This window comes from Nostoc sp., assembly GCF_035638895.1.
In the GTDB taxonomy this organism is placed as follows: Bacteria; Cyanobacteriota; Cyanobacteriia; order Cyanobacteriales; family Nostocaceae; genus Nostoc.
Map to the genome: position 1 here is coordinate 1 of NZ_DASQZC010000045.1, position 15094 is coordinate 15094.

General features: G+C 43.4%; 15 protein-coding genes. 9 read left to right on the forward strand and 6 right to left on the reverse strand.

Features of this window, described 5'->3' with window-relative positions; all coding sequences use genetic code 11:
• Nucleotides 1–309: 309 nt before the first annotated feature.
• The 3 genes from VE944_RS01985 (at nt 310) to VE944_RS01995 (ending at nt 3277) form a co-directional block, all read left to right on the forward strand.
• Nucleotides 310–594, forward strand: coding sequence for an HU family DNA-binding protein (locus VE944_RS01985; protein ID WP_010998076.1), 285 nt, complete (start codon nt 310–312; stop codon nt 592–594).
• Between the two features lie 26 nt (nt 595–620).
• The gene (gene cobD, locus VE944_RS01990) at nt 621–1727 is read left to right on the forward strand and encodes a threonine-phosphate decarboxylase CobD (RefSeq protein WP_324971497.1); all 1107 of its coding nucleotides are present in this window, start codon (nt 621–623) and stop codon (nt 1725–1727) included.
• Nucleotides 1728–1822: 95 nt separating this feature from the next.
• A complete protein-coding gene (locus VE944_RS01995; protein WP_324971500.1) occupies nt 1823–3277 on the forward strand; it encodes a dihydrolipoyl dehydrogenase family protein in 1455 nt (484 codons plus the stop codon).
• Nucleotides 3278–3404: 127 nt separating this feature from the next.
• Here the strand turns inward: VE944_RS01995 and VE944_RS02000 are convergent, their stop codons facing one another.
• Nucleotides 3405–4115: a diacylglycerol/polyprenol kinase family protein gene (locus VE944_RS02000; RefSeq protein ID WP_324971503.1), complete on the reverse strand. Its 711-nt coding sequence runs from the start codon at nt 4113–4115 to the stop codon at nt 3405–3407.
• A 54-nt stretch (nt 4116–4169) separates the two neighbouring features.
• Nucleotides 4170–5918 (reverse strand): DUF3685 domain-containing protein, encoded by a 1749-nt coding sequence (locus tag VE944_RS02005; RefSeq protein WP_324971506.1) that lies wholly within the window; start codon nt 5916–5918, stop codon nt 4170–4172.
• Nucleotides 5919–6268: 350 nt separating this feature from the next.
• Here VE944_RS02005 and VE944_RS02010 point away from each other — a divergent pair, with 350 nt between their 5' ends.
• On the forward strand, nt 6269–6733 hold the full coding sequence (locus tag VE944_RS02010; protein ID WP_324971509.1) for a pentapeptide repeat-containing protein: 465 nt from the start codon (nt 6269–6271) through the stop codon (nt 6731–6733).
• Nucleotides 6734–6819: 86 nt separating this feature from the next.
• On the opposite strand, the gene VE944_RS02015 is transcribed toward VE944_RS02010, so the two are convergent.
• Complete coding sequence (locus VE944_RS02015; protein ID WP_324971512.1) at nt 6820–7266, reverse strand: Fur family transcriptional regulator; 447 nt, start codon at nt 7264–7266, stop codon at nt 6820–6822.
• 647 nt (nt 7267–7913) lie between these two features.
• Here VE944_RS02015 and VE944_RS02020 point away from each other — a divergent pair.
• Nucleotides 7914–8399, forward strand: a complete 486-nt coding sequence (locus VE944_RS02020) for a CRR6 family NdhI maturation factor (RefSeq protein ID WP_324971515.1) — start codon at nt 7914–7916, stop codon at nt 8397–8399.
• A 221-nt stretch (nt 8400–8620) separates the two neighbouring features.
• Here VE944_RS02020 and VE944_RS02025 read toward each other — a convergent pair whose 3' ends face one another.
• Nucleotides 8621–9580, reverse strand: coding sequence for a glycosyltransferase family 9 protein (locus VE944_RS02025; protein WP_324971518.1), 960 nt, complete (start codon nt 9578–9580; stop codon nt 8621–8623).
• Nucleotides 9581–9649: 69 nt separating this feature from the next.
• Here VE944_RS02025 and ispD point away from each other — a divergent pair, with 69 nt between their 5' ends.
• The 3 genes from ispD (at nt 9650) to VE944_RS02040 (ending at nt 11589) form a co-directional block, all read left to right on the forward strand.
• Nucleotides 9650–10333, forward strand: a complete 684-nt coding sequence (ispD, locus tag VE944_RS02030; RefSeq protein ID WP_324971522.1) for a 2-C-methyl-D-erythritol 4-phosphate cytidylyltransferase — start codon at nt 9650–9652, stop codon at nt 10331–10333.
• Between the two features lie 209 nt (nt 10334–10542).
• Nucleotides 10543–11079 carry an SMC-Scp complex subunit ScpB gene (gene scpB / locus VE944_RS02035; RefSeq protein WP_324971525.1) on the forward strand — a complete coding sequence of 179 codons (537 nt, stop codon included), beginning with the start codon at nt 10543–10545 and terminating at the stop codon, nt 11077–11079.
• A gap of 162 nt (nt 11080–11241) precedes the next feature.
• Complete coding sequence (locus VE944_RS02040) at nt 11242–11589, forward strand: DUF760 domain-containing protein (protein WP_118162998.1); 348 nt, start codon at nt 11242–11244, stop codon at nt 11587–11589.
• Between the two features lie 292 nt (nt 11590–11881).
• On the opposite strand, the gene VE944_RS02045 is transcribed toward VE944_RS02040, so the two are convergent.
• A complete protein-coding gene (locus VE944_RS02045; RefSeq protein WP_324971530.1) occupies nt 11882–13090 on the reverse strand; it encodes an HhoA/HhoB/HtrA family serine endopeptidase in 1209 nt (402 codons plus the stop codon).
• Between the two features lie 234 nt (nt 13091–13324).
• On the opposite strand from VE944_RS02045, the gene VE944_RS02050 reads away from it, so the two are divergent.
• Entirely contained in the window at nt 13325–14218 is an 894-nt protein-coding gene (locus VE944_RS02050) for a M23 family metallopeptidase (RefSeq protein ID WP_324971533.1), read from the forward strand.
• A gap of 109 nt (nt 14219–14327) precedes the next feature.
• Here VE944_RS02050 and VE944_RS02055 read toward each other — a convergent pair.
• Nucleotides 14328–15094 (reverse strand): cysteine hydrolase family protein (locus VE944_RS02055; protein WP_324971536.1); only part of this gene is annotated, 767 nt, incomplete at its 5' end.

A 15094-nucleotide genomic window follows, 5' to 3' on the forward strand; every position in this document is an offset into this window, starting at 1 on the left:
CCGTTTTCTTGACGATTGCAGCATTTAGTAGGTATTTTTTCCTACTTTTGGGGTGGTTTTTAGTGAAACAAGTACCCTAAAATTACAAAAAATCCTGAAATCTATATAAATTAATGGTTTCATCTATCCACATCAGGCTACAACACCTTAGAATGATTCATTGAAAAGTCGAGCCGATGGGATGTACAGCCGTTTTGAGTAAAGCTACTCCCAAAGGATGATTTTTGTATTTTCGCAAACAAAGATTTCGGTACAGATGTATCATGATGCATCCGTAAAGAATCTCAAGTAAACCTTCAGGAGTTTGACATGAACAAAGGTGAATTAGTTGATGCCGTAGCTGAAAAAGCTAGTGTTACCAAGAAACAAGCGGATGCAGTCTTAACTGCTGCTTTGGAAACTATTATTGAAGCGGTTTCCTCTGGTGATAAGGTAACATTGGTAGGATTTGGCTCATTTGAATCACGGGAACGTAAAGCCCGCGAAGGTCGCAACCCGAAAACAAATGAAAAAATGGAAATTCCAGCCACGAGGGTTCCTGCCTTCTCGGCAGGAAAACTGTTTAGAGAAAAGGTAGCACCCCCAAAAGCATAGGTTCTGTCTTCGGGAACCCTTTTTTAATGCGGCAACCTGCACACGGGGGAAATTTAGCCTGGGCAGCAGCACTGGCTGGCTGTCCCCCTGATGCTATTCTGGATTTTTCTGCTAGCATCAGCCCGTTGGGGCCTCCAAATAGCGCGATCGCTGCTATACTGTCCCAAATCGGTAATCTTAAGCACTATCCAGACCCAAACTATAGTGAACTGAGACTAGCTCTCAGTCACTTCCATCAATTGCCGCCTGAGTGGATTCTGCCGGGTAACGGCTCCGCAGAATTACTCACTCTCATAGGTAGGGAATTAGCCCAATTAGCCGCGACAATTTTAATCACTCCAGCCTTTGGCGACTACTACCGAACCCTGAAGTCGTACAACGCTAAAGTCCTGGAGTGTCCTTTGTCATTAGTCACTGGTCATTGGTCACTTGTAAAGGACGAAGGACATAGACGCCCCAGCGGCTTCCCGCAGGGTAGGACAAAGGACAAAGGACTATTGCTGAATAATCCCCACAACCCAACCGGAAAACTATTTTCACGGGACTCTATTTTGCCCTACCTGGAGCAATTTGCTTTGGTTGTGGTGGATGAAGCATTTATGGATTTTGTGCCGCCCAATGAGGAACAAAGCCTGATTCCGGTGGTGCAGGAATATAGGAATTTAGTAGTATTGCGATCGCTAACCAAATTTTACAGCCTCCCAGGACTGCGATTAGGATATGCGATCGCACACCCCGACTGCCTAGCTAAATGGCAGCTATGGCGTGACCCCTGGCCCGTAAACACGCTAGCGGCCGCGGCGGCAATTGCGGCACTCCAAGATACGGAGTTTCAGCAGCAAACCTGGGCATGGCTACCACCTGCACGAAACCAACTCTTTCAGGGTTTGGCTGAAATACCAGGATTACAACCCCAAGTAAGCGCTGCTAACTTTTTACTAGTTGAGTCCCAAGAGTCTACTTTGCAGTTACAGCAACAATTACTCAAGCATCACCAGATTTTAATCCGCGATTGCCTTAGTTTTAAAGAACTAGGCGATCGCTTTTTCCGGGTTGCTATACGTTCCCACTTTGATAACCAACGCTTACTAACAGCGTTGAGTGGGGAGTGGGGAGTGGGGAATGGGGAATAGGGGAGGCAGGGGGAGCAGGGGAAGAAAACTATTTATTGATTCTTCAGCCATGCCCCATGCCCCATGCCCAATGAATGACAAATGACAAATGACAAATGACTATTGACTACGATGTTGTAATTATTGGCGGCAGTCTTGCTGGATACTACGCTGCTCTTGCTGCAACCCAACTACGTGCTACAGTTGCCCTGGTGGAACCTAAAGTAGACTACGGGTTTACTCATCACCATGCTCTTACCGAAATCGGTAAGCTGGCGCAGAAGTTGAATGATGCCGCTAGTTTTGGTATTCATGCCACACACACTGATACCTCAGAAGAATGCCACATATCTATGGCATGGCAAGAAGCTATGCTGTATGCTCAATGCGTCGCCTCAAATCTCAAAGAACAGCATTCTCCAGCCATCCTAGCCGCGTCGGGGGTAGATATCATCGTTGGCAGTGGTCAATTTCAATCTTCCCCCCAACTGGCTTTTGCCGTTAACAATCGCCTATTACACGCCCGTACCTACTTGCTAGCCAGTGGTTCGCGTCCAGAAATTCCAGATATTGAAGGATTGCAAGCCACAGGCTATCTAACCTTATCTAATATTTGGCAATCCTTACAGGGAGGGATATTACCTAAAAATTTGGTAATTATCGGCGGAATTCCCCAAAGCATTGAAATTGCTCAAACTTTAGCGCGGTTTGGTTGCAGTGTGACGCTGGTAGTCAAGCATCCTTATGTTCTACCCAATATTGACCCTGAGATAGCCATATTGCTTCAGGCACAGTTGGAAGTCGAAGGTGTGCGCGTCTTCACTGAAAAACCAGTGACTCAAGTGAGGCTAATTGAGGATAAAAAGTGGATTCAAGCAGGAGATAAAGCTATTGAAACTGATGAAATTTTAGTGGCGACTGGACAACAGCCGAATTTTGAATCTCTAAATTTGGCAGCAGTAGGTGTGAAATGGCATCAGCGTAGCTTGGTAGTGAATGATAAACTGCAAACCACTAACCACCGCATTTACGCCTGTGGTGATGTAATTGGTGGTTACGACTTTGCCAATATCGCTAATTATGAAGCAAAAATTGCCCTGAACAATGCCCTCTTTTTCCCCAGGTTACGAGTAGATTATCGCTTCATTCCTTGGGCAATGTTTTCTGTGCCGATGATGGCGCAAGTGGGTTTAACAGAGGCGCAGGCAAAACGCCTCTTTAATCGAGATGAAGTTTTAGTTTTGCGACAATATTTTAAAACAGTGGCAGCAGCCCAACTTCGAGACGAAACCACTGGTATGTGTAAATTAATTGTGCTAGACAACGGCGAAATTTTGGGAGCTGCGATATTGGGGGCAGAAGCTGGAGAGTTGATTAATTTGATTGCCTTGGCAATGTCCCAAAAAATTAAAGTCAAAGATTTAGCAAATTTATCTCCCGTTTATCCGAGTTTTTCAGAAATTCTGGAACAAGCTGCAAGAGAGTGGAGTAAGCAAAGGTTAAATAGCAATATTGCTTTGCAAGAGTTTTTAGAAGGCTTCTTCCATTTCCGCCGCAATTGGAATTTGTGAATGGGGGTGGGGAGTAGGGAGTGGGGAGTGGGGAGTTAGAACTATATGCTATCAAGGTGAGTCTTGTATTCATGATTAGCTCTGAACTCGGAAGTTGAGCCTTTGAACTCGGAAGTTAAATTTTGGTTTAAAACCCCTGCATTATTGCCCACACTATCCCAGCCGCTACCAGAGGCACGCTGAGGTTATCTGTGCCGTGGGGTGAGACTGCCTCTGCTAGGGTTGCGAAAGTAGCAGTTATTACCGCCGTCAATAAGGCCCATGCCAAACTAAAAGGTTTCGCTAGGGGACTCAGCGAGGAACCAGGTAGCAGCAACAGCACTAAGAAAATCACTACTGTACTCGCTACAAACATTGCTCCTGAACCTTCCCAGGAACGCACAGAATTTCCCACTTGGTATTTATGCTGCCCGAAGCGTCTACCGATTAATGCTGCTAGTGCATCACCCCAAGTCATCGCCATTATCCCAGCTACTGCGATCGCAACGCTATCTACTGGCCCATCTGGTCGCCACAGTAGCCCGAAAAGCAGGGTCACTGAGATAGCGAAATAAACTGTACCAGGGGAGCTATCCTGGGTATCCATTGCGCCGATGATTCGGTAGCGGTAAAACAGGTAGTTGAGTCCGATAAAGCTGGCAAAAGGTATAATTCCGATTTGCCAGTGCTTAAACAGTAGCAGGACACCGAAAACCCACATCCCTGCACCAATATGGATTACTTTGCGGGTCAAATCTGGCTTTACACCAAACAGCCTACGCAGTCCCTCGCCAATAACGAGCAGACCAATAGCATAAACATAAGAAATTGCTAGTCCGATAAAATCATTGTTAGTCATTAGTCATTAGTCATTAGTCATTAGTCAAGAGTTAAAAATTCTCCCCCTACCTCTTCACTTGAATCGATCGCTATTTCGTCTAAAATTCTTTTCTATTAACGAAGCATTACCAATACCTTGAAGAATACCACGACCGATTAAACCTAAACCTCTACCAATTATTTGGGTGAGTATGAAGACTATACCGCTACCTGCAAAAGCTAATAGTGATTTTAAACGCGGTGCGATCGCATCACTAAATTCTAGAAGCAATGTCACAACTAAAGGAATACTAGAAAGTTTTACTAACTCCTGATTTCGAGGAGCATAAACTGATGTATTTGCAATACCACGAGGCGCAATTACAAATAGTTCGTAGCGACTTTCAAAAACGGCTTTTGGTTCATTTATATAATTTTTTAACCAATATTTCCACGACAAATCATTTCTAAATCGTTCAATCTCTCTTGTGGAAATCAAGTGCCCTCCATAAAAGTTTTGCTTAATCAACTCTACATCTGCTAAAGAATTTAGCAATGGTTGCACTACCCCATTCGCTACCTGAATCAACAAGTTCTCTAAAATCATTAATGCTTGGGACTTGGCTTCAGTACTGGCTACTGGATAGGAGGTATTATCAATGTTTAATTCTGTTTGAAACATCAAATAGGAATACAACTCACAAACTAACGGAATTTTATTAAGAATATCTCTTTGCACAACTTCTATATTTGGTAATAAATAATTAACAATCTCTATATTTTTATTTTCTAATTTTATCCGAGAAAACTTCCCAAAAAAATCTGTAATTGCTGCTTGCCATAACTCGCGTAATAAGCTAATTTTGACCTCATATAATTGATTTATCTCTATTTGAGAAGCACGCAATTCATCCAACTGTTCAGCTAGTTTTTGCAGGATAAGATAAAGTAATTCTCGTTTTTTATCTTCACGAAATATGTCGATTTCTAAAGGTATATTTGTGACATTTCGTAAAGGAAATTGAAGTTTGGTAACACAAGATGCAAATAATGCAGATTGTAGTGTTCCCGGACTAAGTAAAGGTAGCATTTGCCTTTGTTGAATGGCATTACTTAACCAAGGAGTTATAGGCGGCTCATCTGCAACGGGAATATCTTCTTCTTGCTTTTCTTGTGATGAAACCAACAACCGATTTAGCAACCAACGAGCCGCTAGCAGTTCTCGCCTCTGTCCAGCTAAAATTGCTCGCTCTAATACTGGTAATCCGGGAACTTGTAATTGTGCTGTTACTGCGGCTAGGGTAGCTTCAATGTGAGCAATTCCTGACAAACGTAAATTATTTCGGAGTTTAGAAAAAGGGAGTTGGGAGTGGGGAGTTGGGAGTGGGGAGTTAGGAGTTGTGATTGCTTCTGTGTCCTGAAACCAATAGGAACTACCATTTGCAACTTCTTGCATGGCGGTGACTAATTCAGGAAGTGGTGTACCTTTAGGGCAGTAGCCATTAATACCAACAGATTTCGCAGCCAATAGCAGTCCTTGTTCTTGAATATAACTGAGAAGCAAAATTGGCAGGTTGGGATATAAGGCTTTGATCTGCCGACACAATTGTAAGCCTAGCTGTTGACTGGTGGTGGAGCGACCATTACCAAATTCCAAAACTAGCAAATTTACCTGGTTTGGGTCTTCTTGGGCAATTTCTGCTAAAATCTGCAAGGCAGCAGTATCAGTTTCTACCACTCCTGTTACTTTCAGGTTAGGAATTGGTTCTAGAGCTACCCGTAATCCCAGACGAAAAATCGGGTCTTGGTCGATTAACAATAATTTTATCGGGCGATCGCTCATAGTCTACTCAATTACATAAGCACTGTTTTTTACCAATCAAAAAACAGCTTTGACACAAAACTTTGTCTCTCCCATTGTTACCTGTTTTCGGTGTTAAACCAGTTGATTTAAAGACATGGGCGCAGCAACAGCTAGCTGATTTAGAAACGAGCGCTGTGATTGAGTCAGAACCTGGTTATAGAAAAACTAGTTTTTGTCAACTTTGGGCAGTTACTTTAAAATTCAGGGTTCGGATACCTCACGCACAGCCAAAGAGGCAAGGCAGCGCGTTGCGGGGGTTCCCCTCGTTGTAGCGACTGCCGCGCAAAAAAGTTTAATTGAGTTTTCGCATATTAAGTTAACTTTGTGTTGTGTTAGCGACGCTATATCTACCCCAGTTTTTGCAGACAAACTTATCCAATGCAGAGTTAATCGGGGCGAACCTCGCAGGCGCAAACCTCCAACAGGCAACCCTTACAGGTACAAACCTGCAACAAGCAAATCTTATGGGAACAAATCTTAATTCTGCTAATCTCACTAACGCCTGCTTATTTGATGCCATTCTCGCTGAGGCTAATAAAAAATTAGCCAGCGATAATGATGCTTTCTTCTCCCAATCGTTTCAAAGATTGAAACATTTGCGTAGTTTACCGCCGCAGGCATCGCAGCAGCCTTTCTTAAACACCGTTAAAATTTCGACAAATACAGATAATAATTGGAACAAACTCCCTGTGATCGGACTAATTGAAAGCTCCGAAGGCACAATTTTACCAGAAGATTTATATGATAATGTCGATGATGAGACAATTTTTGGTAATAATTCTATTGGGGAATAGGGCATTGGGCATTGCTCAGAATCAATCAATAGTTTTTCTTCCCCTACTTCCCCTACCTCCCCTGCTCCCCCTGCTCCCCCTGCTCCCTACTCCTCTTGCGGATTACGGTAGCCAATAAAGTTAATACTGTAGTCAGTAATCCGCACCCCTGTTTCTTCTTCAATTTTGCGGATTAACTCTTCTGGGAGTTCTACATGGACATCAAGAATTTGATTTGTATCTATACAGTTTACATGACTGTGAGAATCACTAATATTGCCGTACAAACGCCCATCACAGCGTTCAATACACTCAATGATGCCCTGACTGGATAATGCTTCTAAATTTTGATAAACAGAAGTATGACCGATATCTTTGCCTTGGTGGTTCAAGCGATCGTAAATCTCTCTAGCAGAAAGATGTTCATTTGCTTGCCAAAGTAATTCCAGAATAAAACGACGCTGACGGCTGACGCGCATACCCAGAATTTGGCACTGGTCAAGCGCATCTTCTAGAGAACGAATTGGTTTTGTAGAAATTGTTTGTTTTTGCATATTACAGCTTCTTAACTGTTGAGGGAATTTTCCCAGTTAAATGTTTATTGCTTATTTAATATATGCAATGATATTGCATACCACTTTTTCTACCTGTACTTGTGTTTTGGCTTTTGATGCTGCGGAAGTTACAGGTTGCGATAATGATTTTTTTGCTTATTGACGGCTACTTTGTCAGACCTTAATCTAAAACAAACTCATTACAACTTTAACTTAAAATTGCTGTAAATGTCCACCTTGGCAAAGGTAACGCCTGCCCCAAGTAGGCTAATTTTCATGTCACACCATATTAATCGTGTAGTAATTTTTTAGTTAAAGGCAAGTATTTATCGCCATTGCAAAAGTAACATTTAACTTTAAAAATTCAGTATACGTGAGTGGCGTAGGCGTAGCCCGCCGCAGGCATCGCCATCTGCTCATATCAAGGCTAGCAACTAGATGTATATTTGTGATAACCAGCGAAAACTAAGCAAAGGTATCAAATAAATTAGAGAAGGTCAGACTTGTGTATAGACCTTGTATAGGTTGACCAATTATCAGCAAATAAAGTATTAGTAAATACTAATTTATTCCTAAAGGTCAATCTAGCGTCAATCCCTGAAAGCTGCTACTGTATATTGTCGATCCTACAGTTGAGCATCAAAAAAGTGGCTGCTGAATCAAAGACAATTGCGATCGCACTCAATAATGACTTCATTAACAATCTGGATCTGTTGCCTGCGTCAACGGTGATTGAACAACTGCTGCAAGATGGGCCCGCATCCCATGAACAGCAGCTACATTTTGATATCAATTATGAACTCGAACCTGGCGACCCACGGGAACTCTCAGAAATTCCAGAGGTGCGGCTGTGGTTTGTGCGCCTAGATGCCAAATACCCGTGGCTACCATTTTTACTAGATTGGAAAGCTGGAGAATTTGCTCGTTATAGCGCCATGCTTGTACCACACCAGTTCAGTTCCAAAGAAGGCATTCAGTACAATCCTGAAGCCTTAGAAATATTCTTGATGCACAAAATCTTTATTTTAGGTGATTGGCTCAAACAACAAAACATCCCTAGCCTCTCACGGCTGAAGTCTATGGCCCAAATGCTGGGTTATGAATTAGAGGATGCTTTTTTTGAGATATTTTAATAAGAATTCAGGTGTCAGGAGCCAGAATTCAGAAGAAGGTTAAGCGACTGGTGGATAGCGCAGCGTCTCATAGAGAACGTCTTGATTCTAAATTCTGTATTCTTCTTCTGAATAACCGCAAAATCTAGCTGTCACGTCCAGGTTTTGCGGTCATTCAACAAACGCATAACTATATTGGATATCCAATAGACTAATTGCAGAAATTGAGACAAACTGCTGGTTTAGCCGCCCCAAATTTTCTCCAAAACTGCATTTGGTGAAACATCCGCCGTTTTTCCCGTGGGAGATTCAATGGCCAGGAATTTATCGTTTTTCGGCAACAACTTCGCTGGTTCAGTGGGCCCAAATAGGGCGATGGTATAGGTTTGGACTGCAACACTTAGTTGTAGTGCCGCACTATCAGTAGACAACATCAGATTTGCCCCGGCAATCATAGCAGCTAACTTACCAATATCATCTGGGGCAGTCACTTTGATATCTGGAGAATACCCCAGAAGCGATCGCACAAACTGCTCATCGTCAACTCCCTTAATTACCACCACAGGCAAATCCGGTTGCTTATCTTGGAAGTTTTGAATAATTTGCTGCCACTTCTGGACAGGGTAGATTTTATCCAGTTCTTTAGCCTGGGATAACTGGCCAGAACCGCCATGAATCAAGATATAACCTGTTTCATGAACCCCTAAACGTTTTTGTTCTTTTTCTGCCCAGTCAATATCTGTTTTTGGTACATTTACAGCTAATTCTGGGACAGGGGTTTTTATGCTTAATGGTTGCAGCAAATCATGATATACTGCCGCCGCATACTGGGATGGTTTAAATGGCACAGCGTTGGTCAGAAAAACCGCTCCTTTGCCTTGGTAGCCAATGCGTGTGGTAATTCCTGTCAACCAGACTAAAAGACCCATCAACCAATTTTGCTTAACAGCAATGGCAACATCGTATTCGCGATCGCGAATTGTCCCCACCAAGTTACCCCAATCTGCCAGACTGTTACGGTCTTGAAAATCAAAGGTCAGTACCTCGTGAACTGACTTGCTGACTCGATAGGCAGCCTTTGACCGGGGTTCAACAACGACATCTATCTGAGCGTTAGGGTAATTGCGCTTGAGGTCATCTAGAGTCGGAAAAAAGAGAATTTGGTCGCCAATTCCGCCAGGTACAAGGGCTACTACTCGCATAATATTTATTGACGCTTACTCGCTCCCTATTTTAGGGGAAAATATATAGCTTAAAGATTGAGGAATTCTGTGTATTTACTAATTCCAGCTGCGGGAACCGGAAAAAGAATGGGGAGTAACCGCAATAAACTCCTGCTAGTCGTGCGATCGCAACCAATTATTGCCTGGACTTTATTAGCCGCAGAAGCCGCTAGTACAATCAGTTGGATCGGAATTATTTCTCAGCCTACGGATTGGCCAGACTTCAACGCAATTCTCGCCAATCTGAAGCTGACTAAACCAGTGGAATTGATTACAGGTGGTTCCACCCGTCAAGAATCTGTTTACAATGGCTTGCAGGCGTTACCAGTAGCCGCAGAACAAGTCTTGATTCATGATGGGGCTAGATGCCTGGCCACACCAGATTTATTTGATTCTTGTGCCCAAGCCATTCGCCATTGTCCCGGTTTAATTGCTGGTGTACCCGTTAAAGACACCATTAAAGTTGTCGATGAACAAGGCATAATTCAAAAAACACCTGATAGACGGCAATTATGGGCGGCACAAACTCCCCAAGGATTTGATGTCAAATTGTTGAAACAGTGCCACGCTGAAGGTGTCCGTCAAGGCTGGGAAGTAACTGACGACGCGGCTTTATTTGAAAAATGTGGTATTGAAGTGCGAATTGTCGAGGGAGAAGAGACAAATTTAAAAGTGACAACTCCCCAAGATTTAGCGATCGCAGAATTTATTCTCACAACTAGAGGCTTTTGAGAAAGTTGGGAGTGGGGAGTGGGGAGTGGGGCGATGAGGGAGATGAGGGAGAAGAATTAATAACCAATGCCCCATGCCCAATTTGAGAGTATCAAACAATATTTTGACAATTTACGATACAATGCCACACACTTGTTGATTATTAGTTGTCATGTACTAATGACCAATGACAAATGACTAATGACCAATGAAAAATGACTAATAACTAAATGATTACAGCCACAGCGACGAAGATAGAAGCAATTCTGTATTTAAAGGGTAAACCCTTGTCGCTCGGCGAAATTGCCGAGTATGCCGCGTGCGATCGCGCCACTGTCAAAGAAGGCATAATTGAACTAATGGACAACTATGCCCACCGAGACAGCGCCCTAGAGGTAGTAGAAACTCCAGATGGTTACAGTTTGCAACTACGGTCTGATTTTCATGACTTAGTGCAAACGATGATACCAGTAGAATTGGGTGTAGGTGCATTGCGGACTTTAGCTGCGATCGCTTTAAATAGTCCCATACTCCAGAGCGACTTGATTAACCTGCGCGGTTCAGGAGTATATCAGCACGTTCCAGAACTCGTAGAACTTGGTTTCATCCGCAAGCGCCGAGACAGCGACTCTCGCTCCTATTCACTCCAAGTAACCCCAAAATTCCATCAATATTTCCAAATCGAACAACTTCCCCAAATACTTTCTACTAGCCAGAAGGAAGAACAACTAGAACTAGAACTGGAGGGAGTAGGGAGTGGGGGATGAGGGGGATTAAGGAGCAGGGGAGATAGGGGAAGAAGGACTATTAGATTATTCCCCATTCCCCACTCCCCACTCCCCTCCTCTTGACTTATACCTGTGGTGAATGCGCTACCCTTGTACTATGGTTTAGAGTAGAGTTAGCAATTAAGCTAAATAAAACTGCCAATGGTGTTTAATCCTGACTTTTTAAATGACAACTCTGAGGAACACCCTAATCAACTTCTTTCAGACCACTCTGAGCAATACCCGAATCAGCTACTCAAATATCTACAGCATCAGTCTCCTGATGTTTTAGCCAGGATTGCTCAGTCCGCCAGCCCTGAAATTAAACAAATCATCTCGCAAAATGTCCAAGGGCTTGTGGGAATGCTCCCGCCAGAAAATTTCAACGTGCAAATCACAACAGATCGGGAGAATTTAGCTGGGCTTCTAGCGTCGGCCATGATGACAGGGTATTTTCTGCGCCAGATGGAACAAAGAATGCAGTTAGAGCATTTGTCTAATGGCCAATAATCAATAGTCAGTAGTCAAATATTCTGGAACTATTGACCAAATAATTACTAATGACGCTCGCGGACTCGCTATCGCTGCGCTAACGTAATTCGTAATTCGTAATTCAAAAGGTTATAGCAGCCCATACAGAATTAAAAATTCAGTGGTTAACAAGACATTTGTGGAGAGTTAAAGCCTCCACTGATAACCTATTGTTAGCAAGTTCGCTTAATGCTGCAAAGAAGCAAGCTACGCGCGGCGTCTCTTAGAAAGCGTCTTGCAATTACGAATTATCAATTACGAATTATTTTGATTACTTCCTTGCGGGATAAGCTCCTGATTGGACTTTGAAGGTTTGAATTTTACCGCTACGGTTGACTTCGATCGCTAATATCTCGCCAACTGTGCTGGACTCTACCAGCTTCTGAACTTGGGCTGAGGTTTTGACTGGTTTACCGTTAACTTTTTGAATCACGTCTCCAGGAAGCAGTCCTCCACGCTTGGCTGGGGAATCATCTGTGACTCCTTTAATCACAATCCCAGCATCCTGCTGAATATTGATTTGATTTTCTTGATTAATCTGCTGTTTTCTAGTGGGAGAAAGGTCTGCCATTTCAATACCCAAGAAAGGATGTTCCACACGCCCTTTGGTAAAAAGTTCATTAGCAATGCGGGCGGCGGTTTCAATGGGGATGGCGAAACCAAGTCCTTGAGCATCAGCGCGGATGGCAGTGTTAACACCAATCACTTCGCCTTGGGCGTTTAACAAGGGGCCACCAGAATTACCAGGGTTAATTGCGGCATCAGTTTGGATAAAGCTGACTCGCTTATCTGGGACACCAACTTGAGTGCTGGTGCGATCTGTAGCGCTGACGATGCCGATAGTGACAGTATTATCTAAACCAAGAGGATTGCCAATAGCGATCGCCCATTGTCCAGGTATTAAATTTTGCGAATTGCCTAACTTCACTGTGGGTAAATGATCCGCTTTTATTTTTACCACCGCCACATCTGTCACCGAATCAACTCCTACCACCTTCCCCTCTAAACTCCGACCATCCTTGAGGGTGACTTGTACTGTATCTGTGTCAGCTACCACATGAGCGTTAGTGAGTAATTTTCCATCTTCGCTCAAAATAAATCCCGATCCTGTACCGCGCTCAATGCGTTCTTGGGGAATTGGTTGCTCATCCTCTCCAAAGAATCGCCGCAAGAGAGGATTTTTCAAGGCATCAGAGATAGGATTAGCGACTTTGCGAGTGGCATTAATTCGCACCACAGCCGGGCCAACTTTTTGTACTGCCGTGGCAATAAAATTTACATTATCGCCCCCAGTAGCCCCAATTGCTCCGTTAGAAGAATTTGGCACTACAGATTCTGGAGGCGAAGCCATTGTTACATTTCTTAACTGTAGGAACGAAGAATTTTTGAGCAGGAGATAGCGACTGCCAAATAAACCTGCACCACAGCCAAACGCCAGTAAAAATACATAAACCGCCAGTTGCTTTAAGGATAACTTCATAATCATTCTGCTTAAGGACAGAAATGCAGTTGCTAATTTCTAAGTGTAGTCAAGCTAACGGCAAGTGGACAGATCAATTTACGAGGAATTAAGGATTGGGCACAAGAGGCGCAGGGGGCAGAGGGAAAGAGGTAATTTTTATTCTTCCCCTTGCCCCCTGCTCTTTTGCTCCTTCGTTCCCCACTTCCCACACTCTCCATCTAAAATTTAATAATGCGATCTTGACCTGTATACATGACTTTACCCTTTCGTCAACTGATTCTCTGTAGCTTAGTTAGCGCCTTGAGCTTAGTATCCATACTGCCAAACATCAACAGTGCCAAAGCTGCTGTGGGTGATTGCCCAACTCCAGCCCTATCTCGCTTCCAACGCCATAAAGTTGTTCGTGGCGAAACTTTGGAGAGCATAGCGCAGCGCTACAATCTCATACCTACAACTATTATCGGCATGAATCCAGCTTTGCAGAGCGGTGCAATCGCAGCCGTTGGGAGTGTACTTCAAATTCCTCCCTACAATGGGATTGTAGTCGAAGTGCCTCGTGGTCAAACTTGGCGACAAGTAGCGGCACAATACAAAGTTCGTGCTGATAGCCTTTTTGAGGTGAATGGCTGCCAACAAAACCCCAGAATTGTGTTTGTTCCGGGGGTAAATTGGTCGCCCAATGGTGTTGTAACTAAGTCCCCTTTACCTACTGATGCAGGTACGCCAAACCGTGCATCCTTATCTGGATATCCTTTGGGGGAAGTGGCAAATGTGGGATTAGCTTACGGCTGGCAAATTAATCCTGCTACAGGTCAAGTTTTCTTCCACAGTGGTGTTGATTTATTAGCACCAGTTGGTACAGATGTGCTAGCGATCGCGCCTGGAACCGTAGCCTTTGCCAACGATCAAGGTTCTTATGGCAAGTTGGTCATTATTAACCACAGTGGCGGACTCCAAAGCCGCTATGCCCAGCTTGACAGCATCAAGGTTTCTGTCGGTCAACAAGTAAAAAAAGGAGACTTACTGGGAACAGTAGGCACTAGCGGACAACCAACCTCTAGTCAACCGCACCTCCATTTTGAAGTGCGTTCTAGCTCATCTCTAGGTTGGGTAGCAGAAGATCCAAAGGGTTATTTGAAAAAATAAAGTTCGTTTTGAAACGCAGAGTAAATCTCTGTGTTCCTCTGCGAAACCTTCTCTACGAGACGCTTTGCGAATGCGATCCTACCCTGCGGGAAGGCGAAGCGCCTATGCGTTAAAAAAAAGATGCTATATTTTCGCTAGATTTTACAATGTGCATTCCTGCCTCTGCAAATCTTGCGAATGCCGCATCTGCTTGTTCTGTGTAGTCCACAACACCGGGAACAACAACAGGTGAAGTAGAATCTTCTAGCAAATAGATTTTTTGAGCAAGGGTAGCATCTACCTGTTTAATTTCTGTTAATAAATCGTCAATTGTCCAAGCGACGCAGTGACTTTTAGCTTGACCACCAATAATTACTGCATCATATTCTAAAAGTTGTTTAATCAGGCGAGTATTCTTTAGAGCAAGTGGACGTTGCTCAAAATCTTCTAACACCTCTGGACGTAAGATGGAATAGTTTTCTGTTAAGGGATTTTCACCTTTAATTTCAAATTGCGTCTGACTCTGACGAGCAATACCGTGAAAAAATATCGCTTCTTCTACTGATGAAACTAAAGCATGACCAATACCACCCAACATAGAATGATAAGGCCAAACTGTCAGGGGGTATTTACCGTCTTGACTAAGTTGCTTAACGTAATGGTAAGTATGTTTTTCTAATAATTCATAATCCCCATTAGTAACAGTATCAGCAACTGCTGGGTTAACTTTCCAAATACCTTGCTCGATATCTTTTGGAGTAATGTTAGTAGCTGCTGGAATAGGATGTTCTCCGGCGGCATTCACCCAAAAGATGGGATGGAAAATTTGTGTTGCTGTGTGGGTATCTAGAGTAGGTACAATTCTTGTAATTACTCCCAAGTTGCGATAAATAAACT